Below are 17,432 nucleotides of genomic sequence, written 5' to 3' on the forward strand. Positions count from 1 at the left end.
CGTGGGGCCGGGGAGCAACTGGTCGGGCAACGTCCTCTACCGGGCCCAGCGGGTCGCGGAGCCCACCTCTATCGCCGAGCTGCAGGACCTGGTCAAGTCCGAGGAGCGGGTCCGCGTCGTCGGCTCACGGCACTGCTTCAACGACATCGCGGACACCGATGGCGTCCAGGTCTCGTTGGGGCTGGTGGAGACGGCTGCCCCGCTGCGCATCGGGGAGGGCACGTTCCGGGTGCCGGCCTGGCTGCGCTACGGCGACCTCATCCCGGCATTGCGGGCTGAGAACGTGTCCCTGGCCAACCTGGCGTCCCTGCCCCACATCTCGGTGGCTGGGGCGGTCCAGACCGGCACTCACGGCTCCGGGGATGCGGTCGGGTCGCTGGCCACGCAGGTCTCGGCACTGGAGTTCGTGTCGGGCGAAGGTGAACTGGTGAGGCTTGAGCGCGGAGGCGAGGACTTCGACGGCGCCGTCGTCGGGCTCGGGGCGCTCGGGGTGCTCACGCACGTTGAACTGGACGTCTCCCCAGCGCGGGAGATCGCGCAGAGCGTCTTCGAGGGCGTGCGTCTGGACGCAGTGCTGGCTGACCTCGGTGCCGTCACCGGCGCCGGCGAGAGCGTGAGCATGTTCACCACATGGCAGGAGCCGGAGACCATCACGCAGGTGTGGGTGAAGTCCGCCGGGGCCCCAGGCGCCGGCGCCATCGTCGCCGCAGGTGGCCGGCCGGCCGAGGCCCCGCGACACCCCATCCTCGGCATCGATCCCGAGCCCTGCACGCCTCAGATGGGGGTGTTCGGGCCGTGGTACGACAGGCTGCCCCACTTCCGGCTCGAGTTCACCCCGTCGGTGGGTGCCGAGCTGCAGTCTGAGTACCTGGTGCCGCGGGAGGACGCGGTCGCGGCGATCGAGGCGGTGGCCGGGCTCGCGTCGAGGATCGCGCCGCTGCTGTTCGTGTGCGAGATCCGCACGATGGCCGCGGACCCGCTGTGGCTGTCGCCGGCCTTCGGGACCGATACGGTGGGGCTCCACTTCACATGGAAGCCGGACGAGGCGGCGGTGCGCGCGCTCCTGCCCGACCTGGAGGCGACGCTCCCCGGGACCGCGCGACCGCACTGGGGCAAGGTGTTTACCATGCCCGGCGGCGATGTGTCCGCCCGTTACCCGCGCTGGGCGGACTTCGCCGAGCTGCGTGGCCGGATGGACCCGGCCCGCCGCTTCGCCAACGACTACCTGGCGCGGTTGGGCCTCTAGGTCCGGGGCCCCGACTGTGCCTCGGCCAGCTCCACCTCGACGCTCAGCGGGGCATCCGCCTGGGTCCACGTGACCTCGCCGATGAGCCTGCCCACCGCGCGGAGGTCCGCCTCGATGGTGCGCAGACGCGCCACCACGGCCGCGGGACCGGTGAAAGCCGCCCGCGACACTTCGGCCTTCATCGAGACCTTCGCCGTCGATTTGGCGCCACGGATGGCGATGAGCGCCGTGGCCACGTCCGCCAGTAGGGCGGGGTCGCCGGAGGGAAGCTCGTCGACAGTGGGCCAACCCGCGAGGTGGACCGAAGCGCCGTGCGTCCAGCGCCACACCTCTTCCGTGACGAACGGCAGGATGGGGGCGAACAGCCGCAGCTGGACGTCGAGCGCCAGAGCCAGCGCGGCCTGCGCGGAAGCCTGCTCGTCGGGCGACTGGGCGCCGTAGGCGCGCTCCTTGACCAGCTCCAGGTAGTCGTCGCAGAAGGACCAGAAGAAGGACTCCGTGGCCTCGAGTGCCCCGGTGTAGTCGAACTCGTCGAACGCCTTCGTCGCGGTCTCCACCACGCTCCGCAGGCCGGCCAGCATCGCCAGGTCGACGGGGTTCGTCACGGCTTGGAGACCGCCTGGGTTCTCGGCCATCGTGAGCACGAACTTGCCCGCATTGAGGATCTTCATCGCCAGGCGACGACCCACCTTCATCTGGGTCTCGTCGAAGGGCGAGTCCATCCCGGGGCGCGCCATCGCGGCGCGCCACCGCACGGCGTCCGAGCCGTACTTGTCCAGGATGTCGGTGGGCAGCACGACGTTGCCCTTGGATTTGCTCATCTTCTTGCGGTCCGGGTCAACCACGAAGCCCGAGATGGTGGCGCGCTTCCACGGCAGGGAGCCGTTCTCGAAGTGGGCCCTCACCACGCGGCTGAACAGCCAGGTCCGGATGATGTCGTGGGCCTGCGGGGCCACGTCCATCGGGAAGGTCAATGCGAAGAGTTCGTCGTCGCGCTCCCAGCCGGTGGCCAGATGGGGAGTGAGCGACGACGTAGCCCAGGTGTCCATCACGTCCGGGTCCGCCATGAATCCGCCAGGCTGATCCCGCTGCTCGGCGGTGAACCCAGGCGGGCAGTCGGTGACCGGATCGATCGGCAGTGAGGCCTCGTCGGCCACGATGGGCGCCTCATAGTCGGGTTCGCCGTCGGCGTCCAGGCGGTACCAGACGGGGAACGGCACCCCGAAGAAGCGCTGGCGGGAGATCAGCCAGTCGCCGTTGAGTCCGCCCACCCAGTTCTCGTAGCGGTGCGCCATGTACTCGGGGGTGAACTGGAGTTCGCGGCCGCGTGCCAGCATGGCCTGTTTGATGTCCTCGTCGCGCCCGCCGTTGCGGATGTACCACTGGCGGGTGGCCACGATCTCGAGCGGCTTGTCGCCCTTGTCGTAGAAGTTGGTCATGCGCGTGGTCGGCTTGGGGTCGCCGTCGAGGTCGCCGCTCTCGCGCAGCATCGCGACGGTGGCCTCGCGGGCCGAGAACGCCGTCTTGCCGGCGATCGCCTCGAATGCGTCGCGGTTGACGATCCACTCGGGGATCTCACCCTGGATCCGGCCGTCGCGGCCGATCACCGTGCGGGTGGGGAGATTGAGCTCGCGCCACCACGTGACGTCTGTGAGGTCGCCGAAGGTGCAGCACATGGCGATGCCGGCGCCCTTGTCCGGCTCGGCGGCCTCGTGCGCCAGGACCGGGATCTCCACCCCGAACAGGGGAGAGGTGACCGTAGTACCGAACAAGGACTGGTACCGCTCGTCGTCCGGGTGCGCGATGAGCGCGCACACCGAGGCCAGCAGCTCGGGGCGGGTGGTTTCGATGTGCACGGGATCGCCTCCCGTGCGGTGGAACGCCACGCGGTGGTACGCGCCCGGGTACTCGCGCGCCTCAAGCTCGGCCTGCGCGACGGCGGTGTGGAAGGTGACGTCCCAGAGGGTGGGGGCGTAGCTGAGGTAGGCCTCGCCGCGGGCGTGGTTGCGGAGGAAGGCCTTCTGGGCGACGGCCTGCGAGTCCGCGGAGATGGTGGTGTAGAGCGTGGACCAGTCCACCGACAGCCCGAGCTGCTTCCACAGGCCCTCGAACGCCAGCTCGTCGACGGCGGTAAGTTCGTGGCACAGCTCGATGAAATTGGCCCGGCTGATGGGCACCTGCCGCTTGGGATCCGGCTTCGCCGGAGGCTGGAAGCCGGCGTCGTAGGGGATCGACGGATCGCACCGCACGCCGTAGAAGTTCTGCACGCGCCGCTCGGTGGGAAGCCCGTTGTCGTCCCAGCCCATGGGGTAGAAGACGTGCTTGCCCCGCATCCGCTGGTAGCGCGCGACCGTGTCGGTGTGGGTGTAGCTGAACACGTGGCCCACGTGCAGTGATCCGGACACCGTCGGCGGGGGAGTGTCGATGCTGAACACCTGGTCGCGGCTCTCCGGCCGGCGGAACGCGTACGTACCCTCCTCAGCCCATACCTGTCCCCACGTGCTCTCGAGGCCTTCGAGGACAGGCTTGTCTGGGAGGGCGCGATTGGACGCGTTCGAATCCGTCATGTGCCCGATCTTAATGGCCCCGCCCCGGTGGCCCCGACGGCGTCAGCTGTCGGTCTGCTGGCCGCCGGCCTCGTAGGCGGCCCCGATGGCCTCCATCATGCTGTCCGCAGTGGGCTGGATGAGGACGCTCTTCGACTCGGAGTCGTAGAACTCCAGCACCTGGCCGCTCACCAGGAAGGTGGGCGTCGCGCCGATCCGATCGTCGTTGAACTTCTGGTTGGCCTCGTCGGTGAAGTCGTTGTAGGCCCGGGTGTCGTACAGCTGCTGGTACCGGGTGAGGTCCTCGCCCTCGATGCCCGCGAGCGCCGGGAAGTCCACGCGGAGCTGCTGCTCGGTGAAGCCTGTCCCCTCGGTGGCGGGATGGTTGGCGTAGACCACGCGGTGGAAGGCGTCGAAGGCTCCCACCTCGTCAGCCGCGGCGGCGGCCAGAGCGGCGCGCTTCGAGGAGTCGTTGCGCAACCCCGCGTCCAGGAAGAAGGCCGTGCGGATCTCGGCGGTGATCTCACCGTCGGCCACCAGTTGCTCGATGACGGGTCCGTAGCTCTCCTCGCGCGCCGCGCACGCGGGGCACTGGAAGTCCTCCCACACCACCAGATGGGGAGTACCCTCCTGGGGTGCCTTGGCCGCCAGCAGGATGCCCAGGGAATCCGTGGCGTTCGGCGGCGTCAGCTGCTCCTCCGCCACGGTCGTGGTGCGGCCCAGCGCCTGGACGATCACGATCGCGAGCACCGCGACGACCGTCACCGCGACGAGGACGGCGCCGACGGTGAGGATGCGGCGGGTGCGCTTGTTGCGTTCCTCCAGCTCCTGTTGCTGGCGCAGGGCGGCGCGCTTGCTCAGCGACGAGTTGTTGGCCATATCGGATACTCCTGGGTGGGCGACGTGACGGGCCGGACGTCCGACAAAGCAGGCGACTGGACCGGGCTCATCCTATCCATGGAGGGCAAGGAGCCTCGAAGGCTGGGGAGGGTGGGGACCCGGCACTAGGCTGGGGCCACCATGACCGACACCACGCACGCACAGCTCTCCGCAGCACTCACCAGCCGCTGGCCCGAGCACCGGGTGGCGCCCAGCCTCAGCCGGATCTCGGCGCTCATGCACCTCCTGGGTGACCCGCAGCTCTCCTTCCCGGTGATCCAGGTGGCGGGCACCAACGGTAAGGGCAGCACCGCGATCATGATCGAGACGCTCCTGCGGTCCGCGGGGCTGCGCACGGGCAGGTTCGCCAGCCCACACCTGAGCGATGTCCGGGAGCGGATCAGCGTCGACGGCGAGCAGCTGACCGAGGAGCGTTTCGACGAGGTCTGGCGCGACGTCGAGCCCTACGTCGCGATGGTCGACGAGCAGCGTCTCGACGGCGTGGCGATGACGTTCTTCGAGGTCATCACGGGCATGGCATACGCGGCCTTCGCCGACGCGCCCGTGGACGTCGCCGTCGTCGAGGTCGGGTTGGGCGGCACGTGGGACGCGACGAGCGTGGCGAACCCGGTGGTCGCGGTGGTGGCGCCCATCGGCATGGACCACATGCACATCCTCGGCTCCACGCTGGCCGAGATCGCAGGTGAGAAGGCGGGCATCATCAAGCACGGCTCGACGGCGGTGCTCGCCGGCCAGGAGCCGGAGGCTGCACGGGTACTGCTGGAGCGGGCCATCGAGGTGGGCTCCCCGGTCAAGGTCGAGGGGCCGGACTTCGGACTGCTGGAGCGCAGCCTGGCCGTCGGGGGGCAGGTGCTGCGTCTCGAGACGGCCTCGGGCGCCCTCGGTGACGTGTTCCTCCCGCTGTACGGCGAGCACATGGCCCGCAATGCCGCCCTGGCGGTGGCCGCCGTCGAAGCGTTCCTCGGCGGGCAGCCGCTCAGCGCTGAGGTCATCGTCGAGGGGCTCGGCGCCGTCGAGGCCCCGGCGCGGTTGGAACTGGTGCGCACCTCGCCGCCGATCGTCGTCGACACCGCCCATAACCCCCCCGCGGCGCGCGTCACCATCGACGCGACGGCCGAAGCGTTCACGTTCGAGCCGCTGATCGGCGTCGTGGCCATGATGCAGGACAAGAACGCAGACGAGGTCCTGGAGATCTTCGCCGAGCACATGGATCAGGTGGTGATCACCCAGGTGTCGTCATCACCGCGGGCCCGCCCCGTCGACGACCTCGCCGACCTCGCGGAGACCGTGTGGTCGACGCATCAGGTGCACCGGGCGGCAACCATGGCCGAGGCCCTGGATCTGGCCGTGATGCTCGCGGACACCGCAGGCACGCAGGCCGGGGTCCTGGTGGCCGGGTCGGTCATCGCCGCGGGTGAGGCGCGCGACCTGCTGCGGGCGGGGGCCACCTCGTGATTCTGGATCCCACCAACCCGCTGCGGTCGGCGGCCATGTCGGTGCTCGTGTTCGAGATCGTCGTGGTGTGGCTGGCCTTCATCGGCATGATCCAGGTCTCCGGGGTCAACCTGTGGGTGGCGGCCGCATGGTGCACCGTGACCACGCTGCTCTGCCTCGCCGCCGCAGCCGGGCTGCGCCGGCGCTGGGGCTACCTCGTGGGGTGGGTGGCGCAGGTGGTGCTCATCGGGCTCGGCCTCCTGACCCCCTGGATGTACGCGATGGGTATCATCTTCGCTCTGATCTGGGTGACCTGCATGGTGCTGGGCAAGCGCCTCGAGGCGGTCCAGGAAAGAAGGGACAACGCATGAGCGAACAGACGTTCGTCATCATCAAGCCCGACGCGGTCGCGGCCGGCCACGTCGGCGCCATCGTGTCGCGCTACGAGGACGCCGGGCTGCGGCTGGCCGCCATGGAGTTCCGCCACATCGACCCGGAGTTCGCCGACCGGCACTACGCGGAGCACGTGGAGCGGGAGTACTACCCGCCCTTGCGCGATTTCATGACCGAGGGCCCGCTGATCGCGATGGTGCTCAGCGGCGAGGACGCCGTCGCGCGCGTCCGCTCCCTGCACGGGGCGACCGATCCCGCGAAGGCGGAGCCGGGCACGGTCCGGGCGGACTTCGCCGAGTCCACGCGGCGCAACGCCGTGCACGCCTCGGACTCGCCCGAATCGGCCGCCCACGAGATCGCGCTCTGGTTCGGCGAGGGATAGGCCAAACGCCCACCCGCGGATATCCTTGGCTGCGCCATGACTACACTCTCCGCGCTGCCCGCGCACTCCCTCTTCAGCCGGCTGGAGCCGTTGCTCGCCCAGGTGAGCAAGCCCATCCAGTACGTCGGCGGTGAGCACAACTCCGTCGTCAAGGACTGGGATGCGGTGGACGTGCGCTGGTGTCTGTCCTACCCGGACGCCTACGAAGTGGGCCAGCCCAACCAGGGCGTGGCCATCCTCTACGAGATCCTCAACGAGCGCAGCTGGATCCTCGCCGAGCGCACCTATTCCGTGTGGCCGGACATGGAGCAGGTGATGCGCCAGGCCGGCGTCCCTCAGTTCACGCTCGACGCGCACCGCCCCGTCGGCCTCTTCGACGTGCTGGGTGTGTCCTTCTCGACCGAACTCGGCTACACCAACCTCCTCACCATCATCGACCTCGCCGGCATGCCCCTGCACGCGGCGGAACGCGGCGAGGGGGATCCACTCGTGATCGCCGGCGGTCACGCGGCCTTCAACCCGGAGCCCGTCGCGGACTTCATCGACGTCGCCGTCCTCGGCGACGGTGAGGAGGCCTCGCTGCTCATCTCGGACATCATCCGGGAATGGAAGCAGGACGGCCGCGACGGAGGGCGCGACGGGTTGCTGCTGCGCCTCGCCGCGACCGGCGCGTTCTACGTGCCGAAGTTCTACGACGTGGACTACCTCGACGACGGCCGCATCCAGCGCATCGCGCCCAACCGCGACGGCGTCCCGTTCCAGGTGCGCAAGCACACGTTGATGAACCTCGACGAATGGCCCTACCCCAAGCACCCCATCGTGCCCATGGCCGAGACCGTGCACGAGCGCTACTCGGTGGAGATCTTCCGCGGCTGCACGCGAGGGTGCCGGTTCTGCCAGGCGGGCATGATCACCCGCCCCGTGCGGGAGCGCTCGATCGAGACCATCGGCGCCATGGTCGAGAGCGGGCTGCGGGCCACCGGCCTCGAGGAGATCGGGCTGCTGTCGCTGTCGTCGGCGGACCACTCTGAGATCGCCCAGGTCACCAAGCAGCTTGCGGACCGCTATGAGGGGTCCAACGTCTCGCTCTCCCTCCCGTCGACCCGCGTGGACGCCTTCAACATCGACCTCGCCAACGAGCTGAGCCGCAACGGCCGCCGCTCGGGACTGACGTTCGCCCCTGAGGGCGGCTCCGAGCGCATGCGCAAGGTGATCAACAAGATGGTCACCGAGGACGACCTCATCGCCACGGTCGCGGCGGCGTTCTCGTCCGGGTGGCGTCAGGTGAAGCTGTACTTCATGTGCGGGCTGCCCACGGAGACCGATGAGGACGTGCTGGCCATCGCGGACCTGGCGCGCAGGGTGATCGAGACGGGTCGAAAGGCGTCCGGCACCCGGGACATCCGCTGCACCGTCTCCATCGGGGGGTTCGTGCCCAAGCCCCACACGCCGTTCCAATGGGCTGCGCAGGCGAGCGCCGAGACCATCGACCACCGCCTCCAGCTGCTGCGCGACACGATCCGCCAGGACCGCAACTACGGCAAGGCCATCGGCATGCGCTACCACGACGGCAAACCGGGAGTCATCGAGGGCCTGCTGTCGCGCGGGGACCGTCGCGTCGGCCGGGTCATCGAGCGGGTCTGGCGCGAGGGCGGCAAGTTCGACGGTTGGAGCGAACACTTCAGCTACGAGCGGTGGACGGCTGCCGCCACGGAGGAGTTGGGTGCGTTCGGCGTGGACCTGGACTGGTTCACCACACGCGAGCGGGGATACGAGGAGGTCCTGCCCTGGGACCACCTCGACGCCGGCCTGGACCGGGACTGGCTGTGGGAGGACTGGCAGGACGCGCTCGACGAGCGCGAGGTGGAGGACTGCCGCTGGACGCCGTGCTTCGATTGCGGCGTCTGTCCCCAGATGGACACGGAAATCCAGATCGGCCCCACGGGGAAGGTGCTCCTCCCGCTCTCGGTGGCCAAGCCCGCGCTGTCGTGAGGGCGGTCCAGAACCGCTAGGCTGCGGATCCGTGGACAGCGCGCGCAGAATCGGGTTCGACCGCGAGAAGTATCTCGCCCTTCAGTCTCAGCACATCGACGAGCGGCGCAAGCGCTTCGGCGGCAAGCTCTACCTCGAGTTCGGCGGCAAGCTCTTCGACGATCACCACGCCGCCCGCGTGCTACCGGGATTCACGCCTGACAACAAGATCGCCATGCTGGAGACCCTCCAGGACGAGGTGGAGGTGGTGATCGTCGTGAGCGCCCTCGATCTCGCCCGCAACAAGGTCCGCGCCGATCTGGGCATCCCGTACGAATCAGACGTGCTCCGGCTCATCGACGAGTTCCGGTCCTACGGATTGTTCGTGGGCAGCGTCGTCATCACGCAGATGAGCGACGAGCACCGCCAGGGGAGGGCGTTCAAGCGCAAGCTGGAACGGCTCGGGCTCAAGGTGTACCGCCATCACCCGATCAAGGGGTATCCCAACGACGTGCCGCTCATCGTCAGCGACAACGGCTACGGTCGAAACGACTACATCGAGACCAGCCGGGACCTCGTCGTCGTCACCGCACCCGGTCCCGGCAGCGGCAAGATGGCCACCTGCCTGTCGCAGCTGTATCACGACCACAAGCGCGGGATCCCCTCCGGCTACGCCAAGTTCGAGACGTTCCCGATCTGGAACCTTCCGCTCGACCACCCCGTCAACCTCGCCTACGAGGCGGCGACGGCGGACCTCGACGACGTCAACATGATCGATCCGTTCCACCTGGACGCCTACGGCGAACAGGTGGTCAACTACAACCGCGACGTCGAGATCTTTCCCGTCCTCAAGCTGCTGTTCGAGCGCCTGACAGGCAGCTCGCCGTACCAGTCGCCGACGGACATGGGTGTCAACATGGCGGGCCACTGCATCTCCGACGACGAGGTCTGTCGTGACGCGTCGAAGCAGGAGGTCATCCGGCGCTTCTACAAGGCGCAGGTGCACGAGCGGAGCGACGAGTTGGAGCCCACGCTCTCAGACCGCATCGCCCTGACGATGAGCAAGCTCGGCATCGCCGTCGAGGACCGGCCCGTCGTGGGACCCGCACTGGAGACGGAGCGGCGCACCAAGGGGCCGGCGGCGGCCCTGCAACTGCCCGACGGGTCCATCGTCACCGGCAAGACGTCTGCGCTCCTGGGCAGCTCCTCGGCTCTGCTGCTCAACGCGCTCAAGACGCTGGCGGGCCTTCCGGATGACGTGCACCTCCTCGCCCCCGAGACCATCGGTCCGATCCAGACCCTCAAGACGCAGCACCTCGGCAGCGCCAACCCGCGCCTGCACACCGACGAGGTGCTGATCGCGTTGTCGGTGGGCGCCACCCACGACGAGAACGCCCGGCTCGCGCTGGCTGAGCTGCCGCACCTGCGTGGCTGCGACGTCCACACCACCGTGATCCTCGGGCCCGTCGACGAGGCCATCTTCCGCAACCTCGGCGTCAACGTCACCAGCGAACCGGTCTTCCAGAGCAAGAAGCTGTATCGGAAGCGCTGAGCAGAGCCGCCCGGGGGGACTCGTCTACACTTCCGCGCGTGGGACAACGACAACCGCCTGTCCAGCAGGCTCCGCCGGCGCAGAAGCTGCGTCTCCGCTACGCCAAGCGTGGGCCGGGGCGCTTCACATCGCACCGGGACTTCGGGCGGGCGTTGGAGCGCGCGCTCAGGCGCGCTGAGATCCCCATGGCCTACTCGTCGGGCTTCTCACCCCATCCGCGCATCTCCTACGCCAACGCGGCACCCACGTCGGCGGCGTCGGAGGCGGAGTACGTCGAGCTCGGCCTGAGTGAGGTCTGCAACCCGGTGAGGGTGATGGAGGTGCTCAACGAGGTCCTGCCGCACGGTTTCGTGGTACTCGATACGGCCGAGGCCCTCAAGGCGCCCCTGGGGGATCTCCTGGAGGCCTCCGAGTGGGTCATCACGCTTGCCGGGGCCGCGCCCGGCCTGCTGGACGCCGTCTCGGCCGAGCTCTTAGGGCGGGGCGAGTACGTCGTCGAGCGCATGACCAAGAACGGCCTCCGGGCGTTCGACGTCCGCGCCGCCATCGTGAGCCTTCGGGCGTCCGACGACGAGACGCTCCTGCTGTTGTCGCGTCATCTGACACCGCTGGTGCGACCCGACGACGTCGTCACAGCGCTCCGTCGGCTGGACGCGCGCGTGCCCGCGCAGGCGCTGCTCAACCGTCTCGCGCAGGGTCCCCTGAGGGATGGGGAGATCGGCGATCCGCTGCGCTGATCGTGTCGCGATGCGCACACGGGTGGGGCCGTGTGCGAGAATAACGATCAGGTCACGGCACCGCCGGTGCCACCCGGGAGCAGCGAGGCTGCACCGCGGCAATTCTGCCGCGACTGCTCGCACTGCCCTGGATGACCTCAGTCTTAGTGCACAGCACGTCTGTGCCAGTCCGCGCAGATGCGCGTAAGGAGCCCCATGCTCGACACCGAGAACGACGGCCAGAGCGTCGCCGAGGTCACCAGCTCGCCAGCCCCTGTCCGGCGCCGCCGCGCTGCCGGTCGCCCGGCAGGCGCTCCGCAGGACGCAGCCGCGGACACCGCCGGCCGCACGCCCGTCGCGGAGGCCGCCCCAGCCACCGAGGCTCCCGCCGACCTCACGCCCAAGCGCCGACGAGTGAGCGCCAAGCAGGACGCCACCGCGGACGCTGAGGCGGCTCCGAGCCGTCGTCGCCGCACGAAGCCGGTGGAGGTGCCGGCCGACGCGCCCGGTCCTGAGCCCACTGTCGCCCCGGAACCGCAGGCCCAGGAGGCCCTCGTGCAGGTCGCCGAGCAGACCGCGGGCGAAGTGGCCCCCGCCAAGCCGGTCCGGCGCCGCGCCACCCGCCGCACGGCGCCCCCCGAGTCGGCGGTCACCCCGCAGAGCGCCGCACCCGCCGTCGAGCCCTCTGAAGCGCACCAGGCGCTGCAGCAGGGTCAAAACGCCGCGGCCTCTGAAGTCGTGGCAGAGGTCACCGCGCAGCCGGTTGTCGAGGCCAGGGCCGTCGCCGAGCCGGCTGTTGAGGCCACCGCCGCCGCTGAGCCCGTCGCCGAGATCGCACCGGCTCCCAGCCGCCGTCGCCGCGCGTCACGCCCGGCGGCCCCGCCCGCACCCGTCACGGCCCCTGCCGCCACACCGGCTGTGCCGGTCGAGACGGCGCCCGAAGCTCAGCCCGAGGAGACGGCCACCGTCGAGACGGAGCCCCTGAGCGTCCCGGAGCCGACACCGGCGGCAACCCAGAACGTTGCGGCCCCCGCTGAGGAGGCGCCGCGCGGTCGTCGCCGCCGCGCCACCCGCCCACCGGCTGCGCCGATGGCTGTCGCCGGGGACGAGGACGCCATCGGCGCCGCGCTCCGTGCCGCCGGTGAGGTGGCCGAGGCCAGGAAGGCCGTGCTGTCGGATCCCTTCCTGACCGCCGCCGCCCGCGACCAGCAGCTGGCCGCGCTCGCCGGAGCGATCGCCGGTGCAGCCGATGCGGAGGAGCCGGACGCCGAGGCAACGGGCTCTGAGGACATCGCCGAGGAGCCCACTGACGAACCCGATGTCGATGAGGCCGACGAGTCCACGGAGGAGGAATCCGACGTCGACGCCGCCGACGATGACGACGATGACCGCCCGTCCCGCCGTCGTCGCCGCCGCGGTGGCCGTCGTCGCCGCCGCGGCAGCTCCCGGGACGAGTCCGACGAGTCCGAGGAATCCGGGCCGGAAGGCGACGACGCTGAGGATGTGGAGGGCGAACCCACCGGCGACGAACCAACCGCCGACGAGGTCACCGACGGCACCGCCGAGGCTGAAGGCGTCGAGTCCGACGACAACGGCACCACGCGTCGCCGTCGTCGTCGTCGTCGTGGAGAGCGGTCAGACACCGCCACCTCATCATCCGACGACGAGGTCACGGGCATCGAAGGCTCCACCCGCATGGAGGCCAAGCGGCAGCGTCGCAAGGAGTCCCGCGCCGCGGGTCGTCGACGCGCCCCCATCCTGAGTGAGGCGGAGTTCCTGACCCGCCGGGAATCGGTGGACCGACAGCTGGTCATCCGGCAGGCCGAGGACTACACGCAACTCGTGGTGGTGGAGGACAACATCCTTGTCGAGCACTACGTGGACAAGGCCTCGGCCACCTCGCTGATCGGCAACATCTACCTCGGCCGGGTGCAGAACGTGCTGCCCAGCATGGAGGCCGCCTTCATCGATATCGGCAGGGGCCGCAACGCCGTGCTCTACGCCGGCGAGGTGGACTGGGCCCTCTTCGGGGTGACAGGGGAGAACCGCAAGGTCGAGAACGTCCTGAAGTCGGGTCAGAGTGTCCTGGTCCAGGTGACGAAGGATCCGGTGGGCGCCAAGGGTTCCCGCCTCACGAGCCACATCTCGCTGCCCGGCCGCTACATCGTCTACTCGCCCGGGGGTCACCTGTCGGGTATCTCCCGGAAGCTTCCGGACACCGAGCGGACGCGCCTGCGCACCATCCTGGGCACCCTCATCTCCGACGACGAGTCCGTCATTGTGCGGACGGCCGCCGAGGGAGCCAGCGAAGAGGAACTGGTCCGCGACGTCAACCGGTTGAAGGCCCAGTGGGAGGTCATCGAGAAGAAGTCGAAGCAGGGCAGCGCGCCGCAGGCCCTGTACGCGGAACCGGATCTCACGCTGCGCATCGTCCGAGACCTGTTCACCGAGGATTTCGGTCGGCTCGTGGTCCAGGGCAACGGGGGTCCGGACGACGCGTACGACGCGATCGCGGCCTACGTGGGCCACGTCGCCCCGCACCTGGCCGAGCGCCTGGTCCGGTTCGAGCCCACCGACGACCGCGACGTGTTCGCGCAGTACAAGATCGACGAGCAGATCGCCAAGGCGCTGGATCGGAAGGTCTTCCTGCCCTCCGGCGGGTCGCTGGTGATCGACCGAACCGAGGCGATGACGGTCGTCGACGTCAACACCGGCAAGTTCACCGGTTCGGGCGGCAACCTTGAGGCCACCGTCACCAGCAACAACCTGGAGGCGGCAGAGGAGATCGTGCGTCAGCTGAGGCTGAGGGACATCGGCGGCATCATCGTCATCGACTTCATCGACATGGTGCTCCCCAGCAACCGCGAACTTCTCCTACGCCGCCTCGTCGAGTGCCTGGGACGTGACCGCACCCGCCACCAGGTGGCGGAGGTGACCAGCCTCGGCCTCGTCCAGCTGACCCGCAAGCGGATCGGCACCGGGCTGCAGGAGGCGTTCACCGAGCAGTGCGAGCACTGCCAGGGTGCGGGGTACGTCCGTTTCGAGGAGCCGGTCGAATCGCAGGCTCCCTCCGACGGTGGAGAGCGCAAGTCGTCACGGCGGCGCAGCAGGAAGTAACGGCCATTTGGCCAATCCCACGCGGGCGGGTTAACATTGTGCGGTTGCCTGCTCGCGTGGGCACCTACCTCAGATCGAACCAGGCTGTGGCCTGGGCACAGACAACAAGGAGATTCCAGTGGCCGCCACGTGTGACATTTGCGCCAAGGGACCCGGCTTCGGTCACAACGTGCCTTGGTCGAAGAAGAAGACCAACCGCCGCTGGAACCCGAACATCCAGCGCGTCCGCGCCACCATCAACGGTGCGCCGAAGCGCGTGAACGTGTGCACCTCCTGCATCAAGGCAGGCAAGGTCTCGCGCTAGTTCGCATCCCTGTCGCTCCCAGCCGGCGGTCCGTTCACGGGCCGCCGGCTGAGTCGTCTGGGCCCGGCGTCTGCGGGCCGCCTGTCGGTGGGGGCCGGTAGGGTCTGATCCATGTCATCCTGGCGCACCCCCATCTACCGTGAGCTGGGCCGCCGGCTCGTGGACGTGGTCGGCGGGAAGACAGCCGCCGAGTTCGAGCGCCTCGGCCTGGTCACCGTCGACGACCTTGTCCGGCACGTCCCCAGGCGCTACATCTCCGGGACGGAGATGTCTGACTTCAGCACGCTCAAGGTGGGTGAGGACGTCGCGGTCATCGCGCAGGTGGTCCGGTCCGAGCAGATCCACACCGGCAGCACGGGTCGAGTCCAGGCCGTTCTGAGTGACGGTCACGGTTCCCTGTCCGTGGCGTTCTTCGCCAGGAAGGCGCGGGTCCTGGAGTACTGGCACCGGCAACTGGCCCCCGGGCGGCGGGGGATCTTCGTCGGACGGGTCGGGGTGTTCAACTCCATGCTGCAGCTCGCGCACCCGGACTTCGTGATGCTGGACGGTGCCCGGCTTTCGGGCGGCTCCGCTGAGAAGAAGGCGATGGAACGCAGCGTCCAGCGCGCCACCATGATCGGCCTGTACCCCGCCAGCGCCAAGGTGCCCACGTGGGTCATCGCGGAGTCGGTGCAGTTGGTTCTCCCCACGCTGAGCGGGGACACCCTGCCCCCCTGGGTGGTCGAGGAGGCCGGAGTCCTGCCGTTCGTCGAGGCGCTTACAGCGGTCCACGAGCCCGTCGAGGTGCGCCAGGCGGAGGTCGGCCAGGCGCGGCTCCGCTTCGACGAGGCCTTCGGCATCCAACTGGCCATGGCGGCGCGGCGGCGAGAGGCGGCCGGCCAGGAGGCCACCCCCCGTCCGCGGCGGAGCGGCGGGCTTCTCGAAGCGTTCGACGAGCGGCTCCCGTTCACGCTCACCGCCGGCCAGCGGGCCATCGGCGAGACGGTCTTCGGGGAGCTGGCAGATTCCTCTCCCATGCATCGGCTGCTCCAGGGCGAGGTGGGGTCCGGTAAGACATTGGTGGCGTTGCGCGCGATGCTGGCCGTCGTGGACGCCGGGGGACAGGCGGTCCTTCTGGCGCCCACCGAGGTGCTCGCAAACCAGCACTATCAGAGCATCGCCGGGCTGCTCGGGGACCTGGGGCAGGGCCGCCAGCTCGGTGCGCATCAGGAGGCCACCGGCGTGGTGCTGCTCACGGGCAGCCGCTCCGCCGCCGCCAAGCGCGGCGCCCTCGCCCGCATCGCGACGGGGGAGGCGGGCATCGTCATCGGCACGCATGCGCTCCTCAGTGACCCGGTCACCTTCTCCGACCTCGGTCTCGTCGTCGTCGACGAGCAGCACCGCTTCGGTGTGGAGCAGCGCGCGGCCCTCGCGGCCAAGGCGGAGCGCAAGCCGCACGCACTCGTCATGACGGCCACGCCCATCCCGCGGTCCATCGCCATGACAGTCTTCGGTGATCTCGAGGTCAGCGAGCTGCGAGAACTCCCCGCCGGTCGTTCCTCGGTGCAGACCGTGTTCGTGGACACCACGAGGAATCCGCATTGGGTCGCCCGCGCCTGGGAACGGATCCGGGAAGAGGTGGCCGCGGGCCGGCAGGCCTTCGTCGTGTGCCCGGCCATCACGGCGAAGGAGGCCGCCGTCGGCGACGGGAGGATGATGGCCGCGGTCGAGGAGCTCGCACCCCAGCTCGCCAGAGGTCCCCTGGCAGGGCTCCGCCTCGGCGTCGTCCACGGCCGGCAGCCTGCGGCTGACCGCGATGCCGCCATGGCGGCCTTTACCGAGGGGCGGCTCGACGTCATCGTCAGCACCACCGTGATCGAGGTCGGGGTGGATGTTCCCAACGCGTCGGTGATGGTGGTGATGGACGCGGACCGCTTCGGTCTGTCACAGCTCCACCAGCTCCGCGGCAGGATCGGCCGTGGGCGGCACGCCGGCATCTGTCTACTCCTGGCTGCGGTGGGGGAGAACGAGGACGCGCAGGCTCGTCTCCGGGCACTGACCTCCTCGACGGACGGATTCGAGCTGGCGGAGCTGGACCTGCGGCTGCGGCGAGAGGGGGACGTGCTGGGCGCGGCCCAGTCCGGGGGCGGCTCCCTCAAGCTGCTGCGGGCCCTGGATGATGCCGACGTGATCCAGTCCGCCAAACTCCTCGCAGAGCGTGTGCTTGCGGACCCCCGCGCGGCAGCTGATCCGCTCCTGGCAGACCTCATGACCAAGGCGGACGCCCTCGCTGCGGGCGAATGGATGGAGAAGTCGTGAGCCGCATTATCGCCGGCAGCGCGAAGGGTCACCGCCTCGCCACGCCCAGGGGCGCCAGGACGAGGCCCACGACGGACCGCACCCGTGAGGCTCTCTTCTCCGCGTTGGCCAGCTGGTTCGGGACAGCGGAGGAGGAGGCCTCCCGACACCTCGCCGGGCTCGCCGTGCTGGACCTGTTCGCCGGCTCGGGGGCTGTGGGACTCGAAGCCGCCAGCAGGGGCGCGGACCCGGTGGTGCTGGTGGAGCACGACCGACCCACGGCCAGGCTCATCCAGGGCAACGCCAAGACCAGCAGGCTCACCGTCGAGGTGCGTGCGGTGAAGGCGGAGGCGGTGGCGGCCGCCCCCGGGGGCAGCTTCGACCTGATCTTCCTGGACCCCCCCTACGACCTCCCCACGGACACGGTGGAGTCGTTGCTTGCCACACTGGTCGAGACCGCGCTGGCGGACCGGGGGCTGGTGGTGGTGGAGCGCTCGGGTCGGGACCGCCCACCCGTCTGGCCGGAGAGGTTCACAGACACCTGGCATCGCCGCTACGGTGAGACGACGCTCCACTTCGGAGCCGTGGACTAGG

General features: G+C 69.6%; 13 protein-coding genes. 11 read left to right on the forward strand and 2 right to left on the reverse strand.

Features of this window, described 5'->3' with window-relative positions; all coding sequences use genetic code 11:
* The first annotated feature begins 1 nt into the window (after position 1).
* The gene (locus ACX1D0_RS02235) at positions 2–1,246 is read left to right on the forward strand and encodes a D-arabinono-1,4-lactone oxidase (protein ID WP_459019283.1); all 1,245 of its coding nucleotides are present in this window, start codon (positions 2–4) and stop codon (positions 1,244–1,246) included.
* Here the strand turns inward: ACX1D0_RS02235 and valS are convergent.
* Both valS and ACX1D0_RS02245 read right to left on the reverse strand, forming a co-directional pair.
* A complete protein-coding gene (valS, locus tag ACX1D0_RS02240; RefSeq protein WP_459019284.1) occupies positions 1,243–3,813 on the reverse strand; it encodes a valine--tRNA ligase in 2,571 nt (856 codons plus the stop codon). The two genes, ACX1D0_RS02235 and valS, sit on opposite strands and share 4 nt — an antisense overlap.
* A 42-nt stretch (positions 3,814–3,855) precedes the next feature.
* Positions 3,856–4,671: a DsbA family protein gene (locus ACX1D0_RS02245; RefSeq protein ID WP_459019285.1), complete on the reverse strand. Its 816-nt coding sequence runs from the start codon at positions 4,669–4,671 to the stop codon at positions 3,856–3,858.
* A 141-nt stretch (positions 4,672–4,812) separates the two neighbouring features.
* On the opposite strand from ACX1D0_RS02245, the gene ACX1D0_RS02250 reads away from it, so the two are divergent.
* The 10 genes from ACX1D0_RS02250 to rsmD all read left to right on the forward strand — a co-directional run bounded on the left by ACX1D0_RS02250 (position 4,813) and on the right by rsmD (position 17,431).
* Positions 4,813–6,147 carry a bifunctional folylpolyglutamate synthase/dihydrofolate synthase gene (locus ACX1D0_RS02250; RefSeq protein ID WP_459019286.1) on the forward strand — a complete coding sequence of 445 codons (1,335 nt, stop codon included), beginning with the start codon at positions 4,813–4,815 and terminating at the stop codon, positions 6,145–6,147.
* On the forward strand, positions 6,144–6,497 hold the full coding sequence (locus ACX1D0_RS02255) for a DUF4233 domain-containing protein (RefSeq protein ID WP_459019287.1): 354 nt from the start codon (positions 6,144–6,146) through the stop codon (positions 6,495–6,497). The genes ACX1D0_RS02250 and ACX1D0_RS02255 overlap by 4 nt, the downstream gene beginning before the upstream one ends.
* A complete protein-coding gene (gene ndk, locus ACX1D0_RS02260; RefSeq protein WP_459019288.1) occupies positions 6,494–6,901 on the forward strand; it encodes a nucleoside-diphosphate kinase in 408 nt (135 codons plus the stop codon). Before ACX1D0_RS02255 ends, ndk begins: the two co-directional genes overlap by 4 nt.
* 36 nt (positions 6,902–6,937) lie before the next feature.
* Positions 6,938–8,893, forward strand: a complete 1,956-nt coding sequence (locus ACX1D0_RS02265) for a TIGR03960 family B12-binding radical SAM protein (RefSeq protein ID WP_459019289.1) — start codon at positions 6,938–6,940, stop codon at positions 8,891–8,893.
* 31 nt (positions 8,894–8,924) lie between these two features.
* On the forward strand, positions 8,925–10,424 hold the full coding sequence (locus ACX1D0_RS02270) for a DUF1846 domain-containing protein (RefSeq protein ID WP_459019290.1): 1,500 nt from the start codon (positions 8,925–8,927) through the stop codon (positions 10,422–10,424).
* A 38-nt stretch (positions 10,425–10,462) separates the two neighbouring features.
* On the forward strand, positions 10,463–11,161 hold the full coding sequence (locus tag ACX1D0_RS02275) for a TIGR03936 family radical SAM-associated protein (protein ID WP_459019291.1): 699 nt from the start codon (positions 10,463–10,465) through the stop codon (positions 11,159–11,161).
* Positions 11,162–12,058: 897 nt separating this feature from the next.
* Positions 12,059–14,257, forward strand: a complete 2,199-nt coding sequence (locus ACX1D0_RS02280; RefSeq protein WP_459020365.1) for an Rne/Rng family ribonuclease — start codon at positions 12,059–12,061, stop codon at positions 14,255–14,257.
* A gap of 118 nt (positions 14,258–14,375) precedes the next feature.
* Complete coding sequence (gene rpmB / locus ACX1D0_RS02285; protein WP_459019292.1) at positions 14,376–14,561, forward strand: 50S ribosomal protein L28; 186 nt, start codon at positions 14,376–14,378, stop codon at positions 14,559–14,561.
* A 111-nt stretch (positions 14,562–14,672) separates the two neighbouring features.
* Positions 14,673–16,859 carry an ATP-dependent DNA helicase RecG gene (locus ACX1D0_RS02290; protein ID WP_459019293.1) on the forward strand — a complete coding sequence of 729 codons (2,187 nt, stop codon included), beginning with the start codon at positions 14,673–14,675 and terminating at the stop codon, positions 16,857–16,859.
* On the forward strand, positions 16,856–17,431 hold the full coding sequence (gene rsmD / locus ACX1D0_RS02295) for a 16S rRNA (guanine(966)-N(2))-methyltransferase RsmD (protein WP_459019294.1): 576 nt from the start codon (positions 16,856–16,858) through the stop codon (positions 17,429–17,431). Before ACX1D0_RS02290 ends, rsmD begins: the two co-directional genes overlap by 4 nt.
* Position 17,432 lies beyond the last annotated feature (1 nt).

This window comes from Tessaracoccus pujii (genome assembly GCF_054483895.1).

What these genes read in the sequence shown, in the direction of transcription:
- ACX1D0_RS02250 (WP_459019286.1), top strand. Translation starts at nt 4,813, where the DNA reads ATGACCGACACCACGCACGCACAGCTCTCCGCAGCACTCACCAGCCGC.
- valS (WP_459019284.1), bottom strand. Translation starts at nt 3,813, where the DNA reads ATGACGGATTCGAACGCGTCCAATCGCGCCCTCCCAGACAAGCCTGTC.
- ACX1D0_RS02290 (WP_459019293.1), top strand. Translation starts at nt 14,673, where the DNA reads ATGTCATCCTGGCGCACCCCCATCTACCGTGAGCTGGGCCGCCGGCTC.
- ACX1D0_RS02245 (WP_459019285.1), bottom strand. Translation starts at nt 4,671, where the DNA reads ATGGCCAACAACTCGTCGCTGAGCAAGCGCGCCGCCCTGCGCCAGCAA.
- ndk (WP_459019288.1), top strand. Translation starts at nt 6,494, where the DNA reads ATGAGCGAACAGACGTTCGTCATCATCAAGCCCGACGCGGTCGCGGCC.
- ACX1D0_RS02265 (WP_459019289.1), top strand. Translation starts at nt 6,938, where the DNA reads ATGACTACACTCTCCGCGCTGCCCGCGCACTCCCTCTTCAGCCGGCTG.